Genomic DNA, 21,053 nt, shown 5'->3' with positions numbered 1-21,053 from the left:
GTAAACAAGATTGGAAATGCAATGAATCAATTTGACAATACTGCGGTTGCAGCACATCTTTCCCATGTCCGTATTGTCATGGTGAATACGACCTTGCCTGCCAATATTGGCAGCGCACTGCGAGCCATGAAAACGATGGGGCTTAGCCAATTGGTCTTGGTTGCTCCAAAAACCTATCCTCATCCAGACATTGAAGCACTGGCTGCTGGTGCGGTAGATCTGATTCCGCAAATTAAAATTGTAGACACCCTAGAACAAGCCATTCAAGACTGTCACATTGTCTTTGGGACCAGTGCACGTAGCCGTACTATTCCTTGGCCATTGCTAGATGCGCGCCCTGCGGCAGAAATATCACTTCAAGCCGTGGTCACACAACAGCAAAATGTTGCCGTAGTCTTTGGACGTGAAGACCGAGGCTTGACCAATGAAGAACTGGCATTGGCTAACTATCATGTCACTATTCCAGTCAATATCGATTATGGTGTATTGAATGTGGCTCAAGCCATTCAAATCATTTGTTATGAAATGCGGATGGCGGCATTGGCACGGATTGAACAAACCGAAAACCCAGAAGCCACCATGCCCGTCACAGATACTACACAAATGCATTGGGATGAACCGTTAGTAACGCATGACCAAATGCAGCAGTTCTACCCACATTTAGAGAAAATGCTTGAAGATATTGAGTTTTTAGATCCAAATAATCCAAGATTACTGCCTTTACGCTTGCGTCGACTATTTGGGCGTATACAATTAGATAAAATGGAATATCATTTACTTCGCGGTATTTTTAGTCGCGTACAAGCCTTAAATAAAGGAACTTGGAAACCATCTACACCTAAGACCAAAGACAAAGAGGATCCGTCTAATGCTTAAACAGCTAAAAGAGGATATACAAGCTGTCTTCGCGCGCGATCCAGCAGCGCGAAACACTTTAGAAGTTTTAACCACTTATCCTGGCATTCATGCCTTAATCATGCACCGTATGGCACATGAATTGTGGAAAAAAGACTGTAAAGGCTCAGCTCGACTACTGTCTTCATTTAGCCGTTTTACGACAGGTATTGAAATTCACCCAGGTGCCAAAATTGGCCGCCGTTTTTTTATCGATCATGGCATGGGTGTGGTTATTGGTGAAACTGCCGAGATTGGCGATGACGTTACGCTCTATCATGGTGTCACATTGGGTGGTACCACTTGGAATAAAGGCAAACGTCACCCTACGCTTGAAGATGGTGTGATTATTGGCGCGGGTGCCAAAATCTTAGGGCCGTTTACCGTAGGTAAAGGTGCCAAAGTTGGGTCAAATGCAGTGGTCACCAAAGCCGTACCTGCTGGTACAACTGCTGTCGGAAATCCTGCACGCTACATCAGTAAAGATCTTCCAAAAGATCAAGATGAAGCACGTCGCCGTGATTATGCCGAAAGTATTGGATTCCAAGCCTATGCTGCAACGCAAGACCAATCAGACCCAATGCTTGAAGGTATGCGTATTTTATTAGACCGTATTCAAAATAATGAAAAACGTATGAACACGCTTTGCCAAAGGTTATCTCTGCTTGATCCAACGTTTAAAAAGCAGCAATTGAATGAACAACCCTACAGTGAAGAAGAGTTAAAAATTATTGAAGATGTGCGCCGCGAATGTGAAGCACAAAGTAGTCAATCTAAGCCATAACCACATAATTAAAAACCAACTGTAACACGCCCTATATTGCATGTTCGCCAGAGTTTTCTTAGACTGACGAACATGCAAATTTTTTATTACTTTTAAAAGAAAGAATGGATGAATACTATGACGTTAAAGCCTCTGGCAATCGCATTAATTGCCGCATCATTTCTAACGGCGTGTAGCATAACCCCAACCAAAGATAAGAACTCTAAAGAACCGATTATTTTCACAGAACCTGATACAACTCCCCCATTTTATGCCCTGAACCCATTTGACTATGCCGCACCGCCTCCATTTGAATTGGCATTGAAGCAAGCTGCTGCCCAGCCAGTAACAAAAATGGTAGTAACAAATTCAGCCAATCCAAATGAAAAAATTACGCTAGAAACAAATCGTTTGATCATTCCTACGATTAATAACAATCAACGCACAATGAAATATGCCGTTTTGGCAGGTGAAAATGAAATTGATATCACGGATATTGATGACTTTTTACAGTTAGTGGAAGGCAAAGCACGCCACTACCCGCCACGTTTTACAGAACGCAAAGAACGTAAAGGTTTCGAAGCAAAATTAAAACAAGTCACGCAAGAATTGGATACGCTTGCTGTCCGCGATGATGCCTCTTTCGACATTTTAGTGCGTGCATTCAAAGCCAGTGTTATGGCACGTAATCTTGACTTAGGCTCTGTGTATACCACTAAATCTTTAACTTATGCACAGCGCATCTTAAAAATTAATCAAGATGATGCTGAAGCCAACTTCTGGTTTGGATTTGGTTTATCTGAAGGTGGTGGTCAACGTGAAGCTATTCCATATTTAGACAAAGCCATGAAAGCAGGTGTTCAGGAAGCTTATTTGTCCGCTGCCAATAACTACATTGCACTGGAACAAAAGAAAAGTGCCATCCAAATTCTGAAAAACTACAAACTCAAATATCCGCAAGAAGCCGCTGTCGCTGATCGTTTAATTAGCGAAATTGAAACACAAGGGCGTTGGAATGTTTGGCAAGTATTAAATACTCCCCCTAAAGCATCTTAATCTCATTCACTACATCAAATAGACCGTCCAGTACGGTCTATTTCTTTTTCTGCGCATTGAAAAAGCTGACAATTATCGTATGATTAAAAAAAACAAACAAAATGAAAATTAAGATCTGCCTATGCCAAAGAACTTTAGCCATATTGCCCTGCTTTCCGTACTGGTCGCCACTCTACTTTCGGGTTGCCAAGTTGTTACTGTCAAAAATCAAGCTGTAAAAGTCACCATCACCAATGAACGTGAAAGTATTCTGACACGTGATAAGCTGAGTGAAGCGAGTCTAAATGTTTTATCCATGACAGGGCGTGAGGCTAAAGTCTGTACAGCACATCCCACTCAATGCGTTCAGGAATTACAGCAAATTCCACAAATTCCGGATGAACAATTATATTCCGCAGCCAGTGAACTGTATCTGGCACGGGCACTGGCGTTAGAAGGTTCTTCAGCCTGTAAAATTGGATTACTGACCAGCCATAAATCTGAAGAAAAACAGAAAATCCAGCAAGAAATTTATAATCAGTGCCTAGACCAAGAGTTAGGCATGTTGGATAAAAGTATTCGCTACAGCTATGCCTACATGTTCAAAACCCAACGTGGTCCTGAAGATCGGATTTTTGATAACCGACAAGTACAAATACGAGATTTCTATAACTTAGCAATTGCAAAACTTTCTAATACTTATAGTCTTCGTTACCCTGAAAAAGAAGTTCCGCGTCAAATTAAAGTTGGTCAGAGTATTTATGATATTGATTTTAGTAATTATCCCTTACTGAAAGATCAGAAAATTGAACAACTCATGTCGAGTTATAATCTAAATTTTTCAGGTCTGCGCTCGATTAACCGTCGTGATGGTTTTGGTTCTGAATTTGTGGTTGTACTCCCAAATGCCAATCAACAGCAAAAAGAGTCCAATCAATACATTCTTGACCCTTTACATTTTTCTTATGAAAGTGGAATCAATCCAAATATTCATAAAGCGCGCTACTTGGCAGCAACATTTACCGCCGAACCTAAAGCAGCCACCTCAGTCAATGATATTTTAACCAAACCTGAATTTGTGATTCGTGCCTATGACCCGTATCAATATGAATCTATTCAGCTTGCAGGACGTAAATATCCTTTAGCCGCTAACTTCTCGACCCCATACGGTTTATGGTTAGCCCAAAATAACTTGGGTAAAGCGGCTTATCTAACCCTAATTGATCGTGAAAACCGTTTAACCATGCCACATTTATATATGTTAGAACCTTACAATCCGAATAAAAAAGTGATTGTCTTGGTTCATGGTTTAGCCAGCAGTCCTGAAGCTTGGATTCGTCTAACCAATGACATTATGGGTGATAAGGTTTTAAGAGAAAATTACCAAGTCTGGCAAGTGTTCTATTCGACTAATATGCCGATTATAGAAAGTCGCTTTCAGATTTACGCACTCCTTAAACAGAGTTTTGCACAAGTCAATGCAAGTGCTTCCGCAAAGAATGATGCCGTACTGATTGGACATAGTATGGGAGGAATTATTACCCGTCTGTTGGTCAGTGATGCTGATGTCACCCAAAAAGCACTGTCGATGATGAGCAACCGACAACTCAGTAAATATAAAAAAGTCCCCATTGTTGCACAGCGCATGCAAATACAAGATATTCCTAATTTTGGCCGTGCTATCTTTATTTCTGCGCCACACCACGGCACAGCTTATGCCGACCTGTGGTTTACTCGCGCTGCACGTAAAATTATTAAACTTCCAGGCGCATTTTTAACTGCGGTGGGTGACACCTTACAAAGCCAAGATTTAGATTTCTCAGATTTAGCCAAACAAATTGACCAAGGGCTCATTCAGAATGGTCCAAGTGACTTAAGTCATAAATCCAAGTTTATGAGCATCACTTCGGATATTCGGCCGCGTAAAGGATTGTTATTTCATTCAATTATGGGGAATGACACCAAAAGTGATGATCCAAACCTCATTACTGATGGCATCGTGCCTTATAAAAGTGCTCACCTAGAGGGCGCTGTCTCTGAAAAAATTATTCAAGGTGGTCATTCAATTCAAGAAACGCCTGAAGCCGTGTTAGAGTTAAGACGTATTCTTCGGTTGCATCTCGTCCAACTTGGACTCTATAAACCATAACAACATACAAGCTAGAATCCATGCTTTTTTCACCATTCATGGATTCTAGATACAAATTAAAAATGGATGCATAGTCATTTTTTTAAATGGTTTTCAGTGTATTTTTTTATTATACCAATCAATAATGTGACCTAATACTCGCTTATATGAATCATTTAAATATGAACAACATTTGCTATAAGCGATTCAAAAACCACATGATTATGTGAGCCTAAGGTCCACTGTTGACTTCATTCAAAAATAAGTTCATAAGAATCTTTAGCACCTGCTAAGGGTTCTTATTATTAATTAAAAATAGTAAACAAGGATGAAAAAAAATGTTTGGAAAAATGATGCATCAATCTTTACTGATTAGTAACCTCATTGAACATGCAGCAAAATATCATGCAGATACTTCTATTATTTCACGTGAAGTAAATGGTCAAATTACAACAACAAACTGGTTACAAGTTCAAAAAAATACAAAACGATTAGCAAATGCTTTAACAACTTTTGGTCTTGAAATGGGAGACCGTCTTGCAACTATCGCGTGGAATAACCATCGTCACTTAGAATCTTGGTATGCCATTTCAGGGAGTGGTTATGTTTGCCATACCATTAACCCGCGTTTGTTTCCAGAGCAATTGGTTTTCATTATAAATGATGCTCAAGATAAAGCGATTTTCTTTGATTCGACATTTTTACCTTTAATTGCAGCAATCCAAGATAAAGTGCCAACAGTTGAACACTTTATCTGCTACGGCTCGCGCGATGAAAAAGTTTTAACGGCTCTTCCAAATGTAATTTTTTATGATGAACTGATTCAACATCAATCTGTCGAATTTAACTGGCCACAATTTAGCGAAGAAACCCCAAGTTCTTTATGCTACACCTCAGGTACAACGGGCAACCCTAAAGGCGTATTGTATAGCCATCGTTCTACGCTATTGCACACTATGTCTATTAGCTTACCAGACTCACTTAACTTGTCTGCAAAAGATATTGTGATGCCTGTAGTCCCTATGTTCCATGTCAATGCATGGGGCGTACCTTATGCAACTGCAATGGTTGGCTGTACAATTGTACTTCCGGGGCCGAATCTAGATGGTGATAGCCTTGTTAGCTTAATTGATGATTATAAAGTCACCGTGTCTTTAGGTGTACCTACCATCTGGCAAGGTCTACTTGCTGCTGCGAAAAAACGCGGCACCAAGTTAGAAAGCATGGCGCGTAATGTCGTGGGGGGTGCAGCATGCCCTCCTTCAATTATCCGTGATTTCAAAAACGACTATGCTTGTGACACTATTCATGCTTGGGGAATGTCAGAAACGAGCCCATTGGGTACAGCGAACCAACCAAAAGCAAAGCATTTAGCCTTAAGTGAAGAAGAATTCGAAAAATTACGTTTAACTCAAGGTCGCCCACCATTTGGTGTTGAATTACGTATTGTTGATGGTGACAACCTAACGGCTTTGCCAAATGATGGTCACACACAAGGTAATTTACAAATTCGTGGTCCATGGATTGTTGAAAACTACTTTAACCAAGAGAAAAGTGCGACAACGGCTGATGGCTGGTTCGATACGGGTGACATTGCAACGATTAATGCGGATGGTTATATGAGCATTTGTGACCGTGCAAAAGATTTAATCAAATCAGGTGGCGAATGGATTTCTTCAGTTGAAATTGAAAATATTGCGGTTGGTCATCCTGAAATTCGTATGGCGGCAGCGATTGCAGCCCGTCATCCAAAATGGGATGAACGTCCAATCCTGATTGCAGTGAAACAAGAAAACTCGAACCTAACTGAAGAAGAAGCACTTGCTTACTTTGAAAACAAGATTGCTCATTGGCAAATTCCTGATGCTGTAATTTTTGTTGATGCACTTCCAATAAATGGTACAGGTAAAATTGTAAAAGCTACATTACGTACACAATTTGGTGATGTTCTACTTAAAGATGAAGTGGTTTAACACTTCACACTTTTAAGGTGTCCAAATCAGGATATTGAGATGAGAAATGCATGGATATGCCAGTAGATAAAGCTTGTAAAGAGATCTATGAAGGTATTTTTTCAAATGAGTTAGGTTATCTCAGGTGCGCAAGCACATATTCTTGCAAAACTTTCATGTGTTTTACCTGATGTATATCGCGGTCAAATCGATAATAAGTTAGATAAAATTATCAAAAGATTCGCATCTTAATTGAACTTAGAAGGTTTAGTCTCTAACTCAACCTTCTCTTCTAGACTAAAAAACCGGACTTTATATGTTCGGTTTTTTAGTTGATTCATCTTGAGATTACATTTCAGCCATCACACCAATAACGCCGTTAATAATCATATCCACCGCAATGGTTCCAATCAGTAGTGCTGACAACCGCCCGACAATATCAACATAACGGTCTATATATTTGGCATGCTTATAGCGCAAATGATCATGGGCAAATTTCATTAAGATCATCAACACACTGGTCAGCGTTAAAGTTAAGAAAATAATCATGGCTGCGCCTCCTATTGGCAGCGACATGCCCGTCACCACAGCAGCACTAATGGTTCCTGGCCCAATCATAAAAGGCATGGCAATGGTTCCTGCCAAATGATCAGGTGCACCACGCATTTCACCAATGGTATCCGCTCCCTGAAACACGTAGCGATAGCCAATCACCAAGAAGATCAGACCACCAAAAATTTGAAAGGCTTCAAAGCGCACATTTAAATATTTACTAAAAATAGCTTCTCCACCCCATGCAAACAGCATAAATACTACAAAGGCAATCAGACACCCCTGAATCAAAGCCTTATTAAACACTTTCGCTTCGGAGTTCCGAATCATGCCAATCATGTAAATACTCATTAAAAATGGATTCAGCAATGAGAAAAACAAAGCAAATGCATGTAAATATGAGGTCAACATGGTTTCTCCTAATTACCCTTGAGGGTCTGGAAATAAAGGACAATCTCCCAGACTGATTCGATTGATCTGTAAGAGGGTCATGGGGCCATAACAATCCAGCACAAAATTAATCTTTTGGTATAGCCAATAAAGACGTTGCACAAATAAATTTAAAAACGGTCATAGAACCGTTTACCCAGTTGCCGCACTCACAATATATTGGGACGGATACCATCCATGCTGTCATTGTAAAATGACTAAAGCTGCAATGTCTGTGTAAGATCGGCAAGGACAGATAGATGAGAGGTTAAGCTTACGAATGATCATTGCTGCGATTATACCGTTCATTATCACAGGTAACTTAAATGCCACCTCCAATGATGACTGAAAAAATTGCGGCTCAAATCCGTGGTTGGCAGGCTTTAGTACGATCCACTGCACCCGATTCCCAAGCACTTGGAACTGCATCGTCTAATTCACTGAATATCAACCAAACCTCATTATTGAGAACCATTAATGTGGTCTTATTATTCCCTTATATTTATTAGGTATTATAATTAGATATATTTTGAATATGTTTTCATTATTTTACTTGTTCACTACTTCTGCATTATCTTATGACGGGTATTATGCTGTACTGATAGTAAAAAATCGGGGTAAATCAACAAAAAAACTCTAGTCTATTGATTTATAGAAGAAATAAATTTGACCTAAATCACTGAAATTCATAAAAAATAAATTAACCATCACTCAAATTTATACATATTATATCGACATTTATAATAAAAATTACTGAGTCAATACTTATTTCGTCTAAAATGGCAACCGATTGGAAATGTGTGGTTGAACTAAAAGGTACATTTTTTCTTAGTTATAAGGATTCATGTATTTCACTCCCTCTCTTCTGAACTTTTAGTTTGCCACCATTTCCGTCAACCTCTTTTTTATTTTTTCGTTTTTACTCTCTATTCGCTCTAAAGCGATGCCAACACCTGCTCCCAAGGTCTAAATCGCATGAAAACTTTTTTAAAATACCTCGCGGTATTTGTCGTACTACTTTTGCTTGCAGTATTGATTTTTTTATTCCGACCAACTGTGTCTAAGAAAATTCAAACCTCAAATAATGAACCTGTGGTTGATGCTGTTTTGGTTGGTGGCGGAATTATGAGCACCACATTAGGTACTTATCTGACCGAACTTGAACCAAACTGGCAAATTCGCATGTACGAACGACTTGATCAAGTTGCCCAAGAAAGCTCGAATGGCTTTAATAATGCGGGGACTGGTCACTCTGGCTTTATGGAAATGAACTATACGTCAGAAAAAGACGGCAAGATGGACATTACCAAAGCTGTAAAAGTTGCTGAACAGTTTGAAGTCGCAAAACAATTCTGGTCATATCAAGTCAAGCAAGGTGTTTTAGGCAAACCAACTAGCTTTATTAATCCTGTTCCTCATATTGCATTTGTATGGGGTGACAACGTCAATTTCCTAGAAAAACGTTATGCTGCTATGGTTAAAAACCCAATGTTCTACGGCATGAAGTTCTCTGAGAACCCTGCCGAAATTAAACAATGGGCACCTTTGGTGATGAATGGGCGTAATGCAACACAAAAAGTAGCTGCAACACGCATGGATGTGGGTTCGGATGTGAACTATGGTTCAATCACCACACAATTGGTCGATCACCTTAAAAAGCAACCTAACTTCCAACTACAAACATCTACTGAAGTGACTGGCATTAGCCAAAATGATGACAAAACTTGGACTGTATCTTTCAAGAATTTGAAAACAGGTGCAACCAATCATGTCAAAACTCGTTTTGTGTTTATTGGTGCAGGTGGTGCAGCAGTTAAACTCTTGCAAATGACAGGGCTTCCTGAAGCAAAACAATACGCTGGCTTCCCTGTAGGTGGCGTGTTCTTAATGACAGACAATCCTAAAGTCACCGCAGGTCATACCGCCAAGGTCTATGGTCGTGCCGAATTAGGTGCTCCACCGATGTCTGTTCCACATATTGATACCCGTTATATTGATGGTAAAAAATATGTGCTCTTTGGGCCATTTGCGACCTATTCGAATAAATTCTTAAAGCAAGGTTCTCAGCTTGATTTATTAAAATCGACCACGAAAAACAATGTATTACCAATGACTGCTGTAGGCATGGAAAACCTTGATTTGGTCAAATACTTAGTCAGTCAGGTCATGATGTCTGATGAAGATCGTTTTAATGAATTGAAAAAATACTATCCTGATGCAAAACCAGAAGACTGGCATTTGAATCAAGGTGGTCAACGTGTTCAAATCATTAAGAAAGAATCAGGGAAACCTGCAAGTCTGCAATTTGGTACAGAAATTTTTGCGTCGAAAGATGGTGCTGTAACCGCATTGCTGGGTGCCTCACCAGGTGCATCAACTTCACCTTATATTATGTTGAGTTTGCTTGAAAAAGCGTTCCCACAACAAGTACAAGGCGAATGGAACCCGAAATTACATGAGATTGTAAAATCGTACCAACAAGAACTCAGCACCAATCCTGTCCTTCTTGACCAAGTTCGCCAGTACACCAGCACGACCCTAGGTTTGAAATACACACCTATGGCAAAAGCTGCGAATGACGAAACCGCTGCTGTAGCAAAAGCACAATAAGCCTTTCTAAAATACAAAAGGATGGACTTCAGTTCATCCTTTTGGCCTTATCATCATTACAAATTTGATTTATGCCTTTTTTACGCTCCGATGCATTTGCTGCATTTCGTTCGCGCGATTTTTCCTTGCTCAGTATCAATCAATTCTGTCTGGTTCTTGCCATTGTCATGCAAGAAATTGCCATCAGTTATGCACTCTATCAAATTACACAAGACCCTCTAAGTTTAGGTTTAATCGCTGTTGTAGAACTAATTCCATTTATTGGTTTTTCTTTTATTGGTGGTCATTGGGCAGACCGCTATAACCGTCAGAAAATTTTACAATCCAGTTTTTGTTGGAGTTGTACGATCCCACTACTGTTTAGTGTTCTTTTTAATGGTTATGAAAAGCAACAAATTACGCAAGATTTTCTTTTGTGGGGCATCTATTTGTTAATTTTTTGCTTAGGGGTTATACGTGGAATTTACAGCCCCGCCTTTAATTCATTACGCCCTTTTTTAATTTCAACTGATGCACAGGCAAATGCTGCTACTTGGACAAGCGGTATATGGCAGTTCGGGGCAATCACAGCACCACTGTGTGCGGGACTTTTACTGAGTCAGTTTGGACTCAAGTTCACACTTATGGTCGTGTTTGTCTTTTGCTGTTTAGGAAGTGTAAGCCTTTTACAACTTTCAAAACGTACTTTCCCAACCACATTTGAAACCAAACTTCATCGTAGTTTAAAAGAAGCATTTCACTTTATGCTGCAACAACGCGTGTTATTTTGGAGTATATTGCTTGATCTCATTACGGCATTATTTTGCAGCATTGTTGTGTTACTGCCAATTATTACGCAAGACATCCTACAGCTTGGTGCTGAGGGTTTAAGCTTATTAAGAGCGGCACCTGCCCTAGGCATCTGCATCATGATGTTCATCCTGCTACATTTTTCTCCCACACAAAATGCTTTACGCAATATGTTGCTCATCTGTACAGGGATAGCAATGTTGACACTGTTATTTGCTCTCTCAAAATTACTCTGGCTTTCCTTCATTTTATTGGTGCTGATTGGTGCTTTAGACAGTATTGGTATGGTTATACGCCAACATTTATTACAATTGCTTCCACCGAAACAACTCTTTGGACGCATTGCCGCCCTAAATGGCATATTGGTGACCTCTGGAAATCAATTGGGAGCATTACAAAGTAGCCTTACAACTCGATATTTATCGGTTACTTCTACCCTATTTATTGGTGGAAGTATTTGTTTAAGCTTCTGTTTAATCAGCTTCTTTTTCACCAGACATTTACTAAAAACACCATTAAGTCATGAGAAACATACAATACTTACAACAGAAAAATAGAAGCTTACAGAGAATATGCCTATGCTTATTTTATGCGTAATGAGTTAAGATAAGGATTGATTTTTATGGCAAAAACAACCGAATTGACCCATCGACTTTATACGCTCATTTACTTTTTAATTATCTTTCTTATATTGGCGTATTGCGTACTCAATGCAATTTATACGGTCATCATTGGCGGAACTACTTTTTATTTATTTGCCAGTTTTATTTTAACGCTTCAATGTATTTTTGCTTTACGTACTTCTCTCGACAGCCGTATCTATGCCAGTTTAGGGCTTGTACTACTGATTATTGGGCTATTGTATACACATGGGTTGGACTTTCTAAACCATTTAAAAGCGATTGTGCTGATTCCTGCTTTAATTTTAACTGCCTTTGGACTAGATAATTTATATAGAAATTCGAACAGACTTGCATGTCTTAAAATCGGACTGATCATTGGCTTACTGCTCGTAGCTTATAGTCAATATTATGATTTAGTAGAACTGCAAAATTATTATGACTCTTTACATAACGGTGAGACTTGGCAGCAGTTTGGTGCGTTATAACCCCAAAAAAGATTCACAATTTTAAGATCTTACTGCTGCTAATTCATATCACGCTTTATAGTCCCCATAAAAAACCGCCTGAAAGGCGGTTTTTACTAGTCTAACATTGCAGACCAGAGTGAATAGAATGCCTGAATATCGGATTCAAGAAATTCATCATTTTCAGCATCATAAACAAAAGATTTTTCTTCTAATAAGTATTCGCCATCTTGTTCACTAAGATATTTTTTTAAGAAAGTTTTAAAGTTATTTGCTTGATCAGGGAAAACTTGCTCTCCTTCAAAAAAGATCATAACAACCTCGAACTGCCTAAATTAGCTCAAATTTTAACACATATGTTGATTTTTATCAATATATGATAATTTAATGATAAATACATCACTGTTTTACAAAGAAAAATGAACTGAAAAATAAAGTTTATTAATTATAACTTTATCCGCAAAAGATGTGTCTCATTTAAACTTAAACCACATTAATAAGATTAATGTATCATTATATTGATTTAATGTGATTTAATTTGCATTTTCTACGTATGCTTCTAAAATAAAGAAAGGAATAAGAAAAAGAGGCTCAAAGCTCATGAATTTCGATGTGTTCTTTTCTGACAAAGATCGCCATGAAGCGATTGATACTGCAAAGCAAATGGTATTTTTGCCAGAGAACTGTTATTTCCTAGAAAACCTAAGCCCAACAATAAACTTTTATCAAAATAATGATCATGAAATTTTTGCGAAAGTTGTTGTTTCATATCAAAATTGTGTAACCGAACTGGTCACCGATAAGCCCTTTACCCTCAAATTTCACGATAATGGAGTGCATCAATTTTGGGAATACATAGATAATGGTCCTAAAGAGAGTTGGCTGATGTAATGCAATATTTTCAGTACCGAACCCCACAATCAGTGGAATGAAAAGGAAACGCTCATGTAGGGTTTCCTTTTTTAATGTCATTTCTGACGTTATTAAACACTGTACTGCCTGATGGTATTCTTCTGAAAGATTACACGCCAATCCAAGCATATGATTTATATCAAACTCACCATAAATACTGGGTGTAAGGCTTAAATCAACAACAGTATCTATCTTCCCTCATCTTGAGAAGAGACTATATAGCTAATACAGACTATTGAGATAATTATGGGATAAAGCGGGATAACTTAGGATTTGGTGGGATAGCTTTTGCAATGATGTTGCAACAGATGAAACTACAAGGCGGGCATAAAATCCGCCTTTTTTTATTTTAGTTTGCAAACAAATCATCGTTTCTATCTTCATTGTTTTTAAGTTTTTCTTCAGTGCTTAAAATCGTGCGGATTGATCTTCGCGTTAATACGTAAAGCTTAAGTTGATGTATAGGCAGGATCAAGAGCATCCGCGACACGTAAATATGGTCTGCTAGACAGCAATATATTGTTAGAGCGATAGGCTACTTACCGCAAATTTCCCCCCATCCATTCCCTAATTGAAGCCTGTGGTATTGGCTAATAAGTTCAAGTTAAAATCTAAACTGCCAGCCATTTACATTATTCCAGTTAATAAAAAACCGCAGTTAGCGGGCATTATCCTGAACACAAGTTTTCAAAAAGTTTTGCTACACCTAGGGCATCATAGCATAAATTTTATGCTAAGTTTAAATACTGTAAATTACCATTCCAACAAGAATGACTGTATCCATAAAAATGTTATTTAAATCAGTTAAAAATCGTAGGGAGTATAAAAATGTCTACTTCTGGTAGTCTGGTTCTTGTTATTGGTGCATTGTCGAGCGCTTTTGCAGCGATTGCCCATCTAGTATGTATATTTATAGGAGCTCCAGCATATCGCTTTCTAGGTGCTGGTGAGCGTATGGCACGTGGGGCTGAGGCAGGAAAGCTTAAACCGACAATAATTACAGCTATGATTGCAATCATACTTTTGATTTGGTCAATTTATGCTCTTTCTGGAGCTGGAATTATTGAGTCCCTTCCCTTTACAAAATGGGTTCTGGTTGCAATATCTGCTGTGTTTTTAGGACGTGCGCTTGCATTTCCTATACTCAAACCAATTTTCCCTGAAAATACTATGACTTTTTGGTTGGTTTCCTCAGGAATCTGTTTATTTGTAGGTTCACTATATCTGTATGGTGTCATCCTACAGTGGTATATGTTATGAAAATATGAACCAAGTAAAAAACCTCCTTATAGGGGGTTTTATTATTTAAGCAGCTTGGTCTCAAATACTTTTATATTTATAGGAATTATTTCAAGTGCTTACATGAATTCTAAAAATAAAAAACCACTCACAATTAGTACATGTAAGTGGCTATCTTATTTGGTGGGCCCACCCAGACTCGAACTGGGGACCAACGGATTATGAGTCAGACCAGTTTTTAATTTTTTAACTATAAAAAACAATGTCGTATGATGCATTCTCCAATTAAATACAATAAAAATAACGGTACCGAACTGTTTTTGTTAAACCGATGAAAAATAATGTATTTTATTTTTTGAAATTCTTTTTTATGAATTTTGACTAATACTAAGTACAAGAAAAATAAAGGTCTAATTTTGTGATGTACCACAAATAGACCGTGGTTTTGGACACTCGGAAAGATGGACCGAAGTTCTTAAGTCCATGATTTTTAATTTGATAGTGAAGTACCGTGCTAGACCCAAGTGTTTTGTCTAGTCAATTTAAAAATGGATGTTGGACCGAAGTTTGGAGATTTCTATGTACCGAAGTATTTGCAGTCTGGCCAGAAACAACATCAGAAAAAATTAAAAAATAAAGAAAATACCACCCTGCAAGTGCAGGAATTCGAAGAAAATAAACAAAAAAAACAGAAGCCCAACAACCCTCGATTTTTCCTCCCAAAGCAAACCAAAATTTTGCAATGCCAAACAGCATTGTGAGCACACAACACTGAAAGAGCGAGCTTGATGTTTGGCATTGTAAAATAGAAAACGGGAGATGTCTGAACTCCTATCACAAAGTCACGAATACGTGCTAATGAGTAAGAAAGTACTTGATCATTTCTGCTTGATTAAGTATTTGGTTATTTTGGGGTCAGCAAATAACTTGAATCAGAATACTGTCTCTCGTATTTTGTAGTAATAGAAATATAAAAGCTGGGTATCAAAGTATAGGTTAGAATTAAATTTAAAAAATTAAACTCCATTCTCTCAGAAGAAAGAAATCCTCTAATTCTATATTCTTCGAACCATAGCAATTTTGCTATGTTTTCAAAGGATTTTTTAATGGAAATTGTATACAACCGTCCCTCATCATCTCACCCTAGCTCTGGAGGAAATTGGCCAAGTACAACTGGTCGCCCTTCTGGTGGTGGCCGTGGTAATGCTAAATAAGAATTAAGGGGAGTAATCCCCTTAATCAAGGATTACCATGAAAAAATATAGTAATGACAAAGAGATGAATAAGTTTATTCGGGAACTTATCAAAAATGATATTGCATCCTTTAAACAAGGAAAAAGACATGATTTTCTCCTTTTAAAATGTTCAATAAAGATTACGATCCCTGGGACACCAAGTGATCGAAAAGCATATTTAAACTTTAAGACAGATATACGCAGAGCTTTACAATGCCAAAGAATACCTTCCCAACTACCATAGAAATTGTTCGTGATTTATTTAACCACATGAATACCAAGAGCCAACTTTCCGAGACGGATTCAAAACATTTAGATGGTATATCAAATAAAATATTTTCTGCTCACTATGATCTGGAATTATATTTAAACCAGTTATGTCCAAAGGGATTTTCTGATCGTACCAAATTGCAGTTCATTACTTTACTAAAAAGAAATGTATTAGACCGCTACAATACAATGCTTTTAAATGCTCGACTAACATCGTTAATGGATGTTGAGTCTATTCGTACTTCCCTATGGTCAAATTACTTAGTTCCATTACTGCATCAACTCATAACGTTTTGCGTTACACAGATAGGGGTCGCCAAGCACTGGAAAGGTGACAACTTTATTCGAGAAAGCTTAGATTACCTAAAAAACAATGACAAAAACTTTGCTAACTTTTTGAAAAGTGAAGTTTTGAGTAATGATGATAAAAATCACATTAGTAAATTTGGTCGCCCAGATGCCTTACCCACTCTATCAACATTAAAACGCTTATTTTTAAACAAGAATGAAGCATCGCAAACACATTATGAACTGTTGTGTTTTTCACGCTTACTACAAGCCTTAAAAGTTAAATATGGATTCTCATTGCAACATGGAAAATTTATTCACTCTTTAGCGGAACAACACAATCAAAAATTGAAGTTCCACCGTATTTCGCAACACGATACGCAGGCAGTTACATTTAGAGCGATGGCTATTGCCAATTCACAAACACATTTTCCTTTTTTAATTGAGATCCCTCTTTCATATCAAAAATTAACTCAAGTATTTTTTGATAGAACACACGTCAAACGTATTGATCAAACTGATACTCGCTTAGCATCAATGCTATACAGCTCAACAAGTGAAACAACCTTTCAACTTAATATATTGATGATAGACCAAATCAATCAGTTCTTAAATGAACAACAAGAAGTAGGTCATCTACTACCTTATGTACATTGGGCTAAAGCTATTAATTTGGTATATCAATATCAATTTAAGGAAGCACTCACTGAATACGATTTGTGTTTAGAGGGACTTTTATATCGTGATATGCGCTATTTGGAAATATTACTAAATGAAATGCTTTGTATTGCTTCACTTGTACCTAGCCAAAATAAGCTAATTGCATTTATCTCAAATTTAGCAATTCAATTTGGCCTAAAAGTTGGAATATTTAATCCAATTGAACGTACAGATCGCTTCAGAACTGAATTTGTATTTGAAGAATGGGAAAGAGAAGCAACCTTAGTCGGATTCTTTAAATACTTTACTGCCGAGACTTTTAGTGACAAAGGTATAGAGATTAAGAAACTAATTCCTAAAATGGGTAACATTGTAATTGCAAAGGATATTGCCCCTGATTTCAAGACAGTCAATAAGGAAATTTTTGTTGATATTGAGCAAAGACGTAAGTGGCCTCAGCTTCATTATTTTACAGCTATTGGTAATTTTGATGAAGCAAAACAGCTTCTTGAATTTGGTGCTAATATAAATAGTCTCACTTCAAATAAAGAAAGTATCATTTTACTAGCCCTAGATCATATAAACGTTACACCAGATGAAACATATGCATTCATTAAACATGCATTCAAATGTGGATTTAATTCAGCACTTTTAAATATTAGTACATCAAAAGTGCTGACCTCTCCTCTCAAATTCGCTGTTGAAAAAAATCTACCGGAACTTGTAAAACTATTATTGGAAAATGGCGCTAATCCTAATATTACAGGCCTTTATGGTATTTCTATGCTTTATCAGAATTTAGGTGTAATCAGCATTTTAAATGGTCGCAAAGTTGAACAAGTAAATGACAAATATCTTGCCGACTCCATTAGACGTCATTCTAACGGTGGCAGTGATATCGAAAAATATAAATACCTTCAGAGCCTACCAAGCAATGATCCAAGGAAGATATTATTTGAGCAGGTGAAGAAAATCTCTCTTGGAAACAAAAAAGTTAGTGATGCTTACGAAATTTTCGAATTACTTCTACAATATGGTGCCGATCCAAATCAAAATACGACTCAGCACCCAATTAAAGGCTATACACCCTTCATGCTAGCTGTTGAAAATAACAATGCATATGCAGTCGATATCATGCTAAAGCATGGTGCTAAATTAGAACAGTGTTATGTAAAAGCTGATGAGGGCCGTTCTATTTATTTAAATGAAATTGCTGATTTTTTTAAATCTAATCAAGTGAAAAACCTAATTTCTCAACATTAAATAACATGAGATAACTCCCTGAAATTAATATTACAGGGAGTTACAAAAGTATTCATCTACCCAATATTCTATTTATGATCAATATAGAAATGACATTCGAAAAAATTAAAAAATAAAGAAAATACCACCCTGCAAGGGTAGAAATTCAAAGAAAATAAACAAAAAAAATCAGAAGCCCAACAACCCTCGACTTTTCCTCCCAAAGTAAACCAACATTTTGCAACGCCAAACAGCATTGTGAGCACACAACACTGAAAGAGCGAGCTTGATGTATGGCGTTGCAAAATAGAAAACGGGAGATGTCTGAACATCTCCCACTCAAAAGCCAAGATTAGTTAGGAGTTAGGCAATATCAGGCAATTTCGTCTAGCTGAATGTTCTGCTGTGATTGCGGTGGAATTGGATCATCTTCGAACACATCAATGCCATCTGGATCATGGTATTGATACGTTGACTTAGAGATTTCAGGACCTGAGATCAATTCTCCCGACAAGGAATCAAAGATACACTCACCAATCTGAAATTCATGAGGTACAGATTTAAAGGGTTGCTGGATATCAGCGATAGACAAATACTGGTAATTACCGTATGCAATATTCTGAAATTCAAGAAATCTCAGTTCTGGTTTTTTCGCATTTCTATCACTTGCAGCAAAGAACTTCGCAATGAAATTTGCAGCTTTGCTTGGATCTATACTGACTTCTTTAGTCTTGAAGTCTACTTTTATTCCTGAAACCAACTTTTCCTTCATGAAAGTTTTCATGGGAATACTTGTATTTTTATGGATGGATTCAAATGCATCAGTCAGCAAAATAGCTGCTTCTGCTGGCTGTAAGCGATATCCTTTTCCAATATAACGCTCAGGGTTATACCTGTAGAATCGTTTGATGAGGTATTGCACAACAATGTTAGATGAATAGGCTTTGGCTATAGTCAGAACTTTATCATATTGATTGGTCTGCAAAATATTGTAGATATCCTCTAGATTGCCAATGACTGTAGATAGCACTGCAATTTTTGTCACAATATCAACAGTAACTGCATGATGAGGCACATCATACTTAGCAACAAGTTTATCTACAAATACCTCATCCTTCTTAGCATGATCCAACAAAGATACACCGTAATCTTTCAATAGAACTCTTGGTTGAGTGGCTTTGGCAGATTCCTTCTGTTTAAGCTGACTTGCCGAAGTAATTCCTTGAGTAGATATCGTCGGCTGCTGTCTTGGTTTTTTAACAGCCTCCAAGTCCTTTAATAGGTCTTCGTATGTACCTTTACGGATAACAGGTTTTGTTGGTTGTTCTTCGTCAGACTCTAGATACTTCACAGCGTCATTAGTGATGTTATTCTCCAAGAACTCTTGAGCAGATACCTTCTTTGATGTTGGCTTTGTCGCTAAAAAAATCTCAAAAGCAGACTCCAAGCAATCAGCATAAATTTGCTTATTGACTGCCTTTTCTTCCTTTAGGAACTCTTTAATATATTCAGGCGTTTTAGTAGTTACATCAGCCGAGTACTTCACTGTGCATGTAGGTAAAAGGTCTGTAATACGCGCTTTTAGATAATAAAAATTTTCGTAGCAGTTACCCTTGTCCATTCGGTAATAATTTGCTGCAATACTTGCAGAATTTCTTTGAACCTTTCCTCTATTCACAGTAAATAACTTTGAACCTGAGAGTTGATTAAAAGTTTCGTTCAACAACGTCACTTTTTTGTAGATACTCAGTTGTTGCTGTTCTTCACTAAACATATCAAATTGATAATCATCAAAAATCTCTGATATTAAGTCAGCAACTTTGTTGAGTTTATCGATGAACTGCTTATTTTTGTTCAGGTAAGTTGTACGCAATGTTTCTAGTCGAATATGATGATCCGTAGACATTTCAGTATGAATGACCATAAAACAAGGAACCGTTGCCTTTCTCAATCGGCCCATAAATTGAACAAGCTCTTCTGGATGTGCATCCTTCCCCACAATAAATACGGAATCAAGCTCATCTTTTAAATTATTGATATTAATTGCTTCATCCATAATGGATGTACAAAAGATCACATCAGTATTTTTAGGAATAACTTGAGCAGTGAATAACTCCTGTACAGTTTCGTCATTCTTATTTTTGCTATGAACAATCATGGTTTTGACCCCATGATATTTTTCTAACAGGGCAGCTAACAGTTCACATTTTTGACGATTGTTATAGCGGATAATTATCTTTTTAGATTGATCTGTTGTCCTCATTGCTTCAAGGCGCTTAATTACAAGCGGAATAAAACTATATTGATCACCCTTTTTTAGCATGATCAATTCTAAGCTGCGTTGAATTTCCGATTCAGACTGAACTTTATAGATAGAGCTTAAAGGAGTCTTTAATGTATCCCAACAATGAGGTGTAAATGTCGCTGTAAGAAAAAGTACAGTTGGAAATCGTTTTTTCTCAAGCGTAAATAAAAGTGAATTGATTGCCTCATCACGATAGGAACCAGCAGAATATAATTTATGACATTCATCGACAACAAGTAGTGATTTTTTAATATCACCTTGAGGGAATTCTGCAAGTACAGCATCTAATTTATCGTAAGTACATACAATGATGTATCGCTGTTTTTTGTCAAATGAGGCCTCTGTCGGTGTTTTTTTATCATAAAAGTAAAGGTATTTAATTTTCCCATACTTGCTCGGATGGCTACTTTCAAGCTCTTGTACTTTAAGTACTGACGGAACGACCATGATGATGTGTTGATGATCACTAAGACTTCCTACCATATCCATAATCATTGAAGTTTTACCAACACCTGTACCAGCTTCAATTAATGTGTACTGGCCCTTAACAACAGTGATCTGACCAGAGACATCTCCGCTAGATAAGTATTGTCCTTTTTTTAATAATACTTTATGAGTTACGCACATAATGACTCCTTGGGTGTAAATGAATACACCCAAAAT

15 protein-coding genes are annotated in these 21,053 nt (G+C 37.5%); 12 read left to right on the top strand and 3 right to left on the bottom strand.

All coding sequences use genetic code 11. From position 1 onward, the window contains the following. Nucleotides 1–21 precede the first annotated feature (21 nt). The 5 genes from DCO44_RS01485 (at nucleotide 22) to DCO44_RS01465 (ending at nucleotide 6,793) form a co-directional block, all read left to right on the top strand. Nucleotides 22–876, top strand: coding sequence for an RNA methyltransferase (locus DCO44_RS01485; RefSeq protein WP_116758860.1), 855 nt, complete (start codon nucleotides 22–24; stop codon nucleotides 874–876). Continuing rightward, nucleotides 869–1,678, top strand: a complete 810-nt coding sequence (cysE, locus tag DCO44_RS01480; RefSeq protein ID WP_116758859.1) for a serine O-acetyltransferase — start codon at nucleotides 869–871, stop codon at nucleotides 1,676–1,678. The genes DCO44_RS01485 and cysE overlap by 8 nt, the downstream gene beginning before the upstream one ends. 117 nt (nucleotides 1,679–1,795) lie before the next feature. Continuing rightward, on the top strand, nucleotides 1,796–2,713 hold the full coding sequence (locus DCO44_RS01475) for an ABUW_2363 family tetratricopeptide repeat lipoprotein (RefSeq protein ID WP_116758858.1): 918 nt from the start codon (nucleotides 1,796–1,798) through the stop codon (nucleotides 2,711–2,713). 121 nt (nucleotides 2,714–2,834) lie between these two features. Then, nucleotides 2,835–4,841 (top strand): esterase/lipase family protein, encoded by a 2,007-nt coding sequence (locus DCO44_RS01470; RefSeq protein ID WP_116758857.1) that lies wholly within the window; start codon nucleotides 2,835–2,837, stop codon nucleotides 4,839–4,841. A gap of 317 nt (nucleotides 4,842–5,158) precedes the next feature. Then, complete coding sequence (locus DCO44_RS01465) at nucleotides 5,159–6,793, top strand: long-chain fatty acid--CoA ligase (RefSeq protein WP_116758856.1); 1,635 nt, start codon at nucleotides 5,159–5,161, stop codon at nucleotides 6,791–6,793. Nucleotides 6,794–7,120: 327 nt separating this feature from the next. On the opposite strand, the gene DCO44_RS01455 is transcribed toward DCO44_RS01465, so the two are convergent. Further along, nucleotides 7,121–7,735 (bottom strand): MarC family protein, encoded by a 615-nt coding sequence (locus DCO44_RS01455; protein WP_116758855.1) that lies wholly within the window; start codon nucleotides 7,733–7,735, stop codon nucleotides 7,121–7,123. Nucleotides 7,736–8,079: 344 nt separating this feature from the next. Here DCO44_RS01455 and DCO44_RS01450 point away from each other — a divergent pair, with 344 nt between their 5' ends. The 4 genes from DCO44_RS01450 to DCO44_RS01435 all read left to right on the top strand — a co-directional run bounded on the left by DCO44_RS01450 (nucleotide 8,080) and on the right by DCO44_RS01435 (nucleotide 12,260). Further along, nucleotides 8,080–8,262 carry a hypothetical protein gene (locus tag DCO44_RS01450; RefSeq protein WP_116758854.1) on the top strand — a complete coding sequence of 61 codons (183 nt, stop codon included), beginning with the start codon at nucleotides 8,080–8,082 and terminating at the stop codon, nucleotides 8,260–8,262. Between the two features lie 466 nt (nucleotides 8,263–8,728). Further along, complete coding sequence (gene mqo, locus DCO44_RS01445; RefSeq protein WP_116758853.1) at nucleotides 8,729–10,363, top strand: malate dehydrogenase (quinone); 1,635 nt, start codon at nucleotides 8,729–8,731, stop codon at nucleotides 10,361–10,363. A 71-nt stretch (nucleotides 10,364–10,434) separates the two neighbouring features. Further along, nucleotides 10,435–11,709, top strand: coding sequence for an MFS transporter (locus DCO44_RS01440; RefSeq protein ID WP_116758852.1), 1,275 nt, complete (start codon nucleotides 10,435–10,437; stop codon nucleotides 11,707–11,709). A 65-nt stretch (nucleotides 11,710–11,774) separates the two neighbouring features. Further along, entirely contained in the window at nucleotides 11,775–12,260 is a 486-nt protein-coding gene (locus DCO44_RS01435; protein ID WP_116758851.1) for a hypothetical protein, read from the top strand. 95 nt (nucleotides 12,261–12,355) lie between these two features. Here the strand turns inward: DCO44_RS01435 and DCO44_RS01430 are convergent, their stop codons facing one another. Beyond that, nucleotides 12,356–12,553, bottom strand: coding sequence for a hypothetical protein (locus DCO44_RS01430; protein ID WP_116758850.1), 198 nt, complete (start codon nucleotides 12,551–12,553; stop codon nucleotides 12,356–12,358). Nucleotides 12,554–12,839: 286 nt separating this feature from the next. Here DCO44_RS01430 and DCO44_RS01425 point away from each other — a divergent pair, with 286 nt between their 5' ends. The 3 genes from DCO44_RS01425 (at nucleotide 12,840) to DCO44_RS01405 (ending at nucleotide 18,106) form a co-directional block, all read left to right on the top strand. Then, nucleotides 12,840–13,130: a hypothetical protein gene (locus tag DCO44_RS01425; protein WP_116758849.1), complete on the top strand. Its 291-nt coding sequence runs from the start codon at nucleotides 12,840–12,842 to the stop codon at nucleotides 13,128–13,130. Nucleotides 13,131–13,979: 849 nt separating this feature from the next. Continuing rightward, on the top strand, nucleotides 13,980–14,411 hold the full coding sequence (locus DCO44_RS01420; protein ID WP_116758848.1) for a hypothetical protein: 432 nt from the start codon (nucleotides 13,980–13,982) through the stop codon (nucleotides 14,409–14,411). 1,427 nt (nucleotides 14,412–15,838) lie between these two features. Further along, nucleotides 15,839–18,106: an ankyrin repeat domain-containing protein gene (locus DCO44_RS01405; RefSeq protein ID WP_116758845.1), complete on the top strand. Its 2,268-nt coding sequence runs from the start codon at nucleotides 15,839–15,841 to the stop codon at nucleotides 18,104–18,106. Between the two features lie 352 nt (nucleotides 18,107–18,458). Here the strand turns inward: DCO44_RS01405 and DCO44_RS01400 are convergent, their stop codons facing one another. Next, on the bottom strand, nucleotides 18,459–21,017 hold the full coding sequence (locus DCO44_RS01400; RefSeq protein WP_116758844.1) for a DEAD/DEAH box helicase family protein: 2,559 nt from the start codon (nucleotides 21,015–21,017) through the stop codon (nucleotides 18,459–18,461). Nucleotides 21,018–21,053 lie beyond the last annotated feature (36 nt).

Origin of the sequence: Acinetobacter sp. AM, assembly GCF_003105055.1 — a bacterium.
Taxonomy (GTDB): Bacteria; Pseudomonadota; Gammaproteobacteria; order Pseudomonadales; family Moraxellaceae; genus Acinetobacter; species Acinetobacter tibetensis.
Note: the sequence above shows the minus strand (reverse complement) of the source record. Positions and strands in the feature narration are given on the sequence as shown.